Source organism: Alteraurantiacibacter aquimixticola (assembly GCF_004965515.1).
In the GTDB taxonomy this organism is placed as follows: domain Bacteria; phylum Pseudomonadota; class Alphaproteobacteria; order Sphingomonadales; family Sphingomonadaceae; genus Alteraurantiacibacter; species Alteraurantiacibacter aquimixticola.
Genome location: NZ_SSHH01000005.1, coordinates 1 through 1,250, shown reverse-complemented (window position 1 = coordinate 1,250; position 1,250 = coordinate 1). Strand labels below are relative to the sequence as shown.

At 64.3% G+C, this 1,250-nt stretch carries 1 protein-coding gene; it reads right to left on the bottom strand.

The window, feature by feature from the left end; translation table 11 throughout:
- A partial coding sequence (locus E5222_RS16335) for an aldehyde dehydrogenase (protein ID WP_136694894.1) occupies positions 1 to 1,250 on the bottom strand: 1,250 nt, incomplete at both ends.

The window sequence follows — 1,250 nt, the reverse complement described above, 5'->3', positions numbered from 1 at the left end:
CCGGCCTTGCCGCCGAAGCGGCCATAGCCCGATGCCTTCATGCCGCCGAAGGGCATCTGCGGCTCGTCGGACACGGTCGAGGCATTTACGTGGCAAATGCCAGCCTGGATCTGGCGAGCCACCTTCAATCCGCGGGCGGTGTCCCTGGTAAATACGGCGGACGAGAGACCATATTCGGTATCGTTCGCCAGCTCGATCGCATGCGCCTCATCCCGTGCGCGGGCAATGCCCACGACGGGGCCGAAGCTTTCGTCGCGGAACAGCTTCATGTCCGGTGTCACCTTGTCCACCAGATGCGCGGGCATGACGACATTCTGCGTCGTCTCGCCGCTCACCAGCAGTTCGGCGCCTTTGCTCACGGCGTCCTCGATCAGTGCGTAGCACTTCTCGACCGTATGCGTGTCCACCACGGCGCCCAGCGGCGTATTGCCAGCCGTGGGATCGCCTGCGGGCATGGTCTCGACCTTGGCCTTGAACTTCGCCGCGAACTCATCCGCCACGGCATCGACCACGATGATCCGTTCGGTCGACATGCAGATCTGGCCCTGGTTCATGTATGCGCCGAAGGCTGCTGCCTTCACAGCTTCGTCCAGATCGGCATCTTCCAACACAATCATCGGCGCCTTGCCGCCCAGTTCGAGCAGCACGGGCTTCAGATGCTCCGCCGCGCGCTTGGCGATGATCTTGCCGACGGCGGTCGAGCCGGTGAAGTTGATGCGCTTCACTTCGGGTGCATCGATCAGCGCGCCCACCACTTCGGGTGCATCTTCGGGCGCATTGGTGACGACATTCACCACGCCTTCGGGAAAGCCTGCCTCGGCAAAAGCCTCGATAATCAGCGCATGGGTGCGCGGGCACTGCTCGGAAGCCTTGAGGATCACCGAATTGCCACAGGCGAGCGGCACGGCAATGGCACGCACGCCCAGGATGATCGGCGCATTCCAGGGCGCGATGCCGAGCATCACGCCCACCGGTTCGCGCAGGGCCATGGCGATGGTGCCTTCGTGATCGGAGGGGATAACCTCGCCCGAAATCTGCGTGGTGATCGCTGCTGCTTCGCGGACCATCCCGGCGGCCAGGCCCAGGTTGAACATGGCCCAGCCCGCCGTCGCGCCGATTTCCCCCATCATCGCGGCGACGAAATCGTCCTTCTTCGCCATCAGCGCATCGGCGGCCTTGTTCAACACCGCGCGGTGGGCATTGGGGCCCAGCTTCGACCACTCGGCAAAACCGGCCTGCGCCCTGGCGGC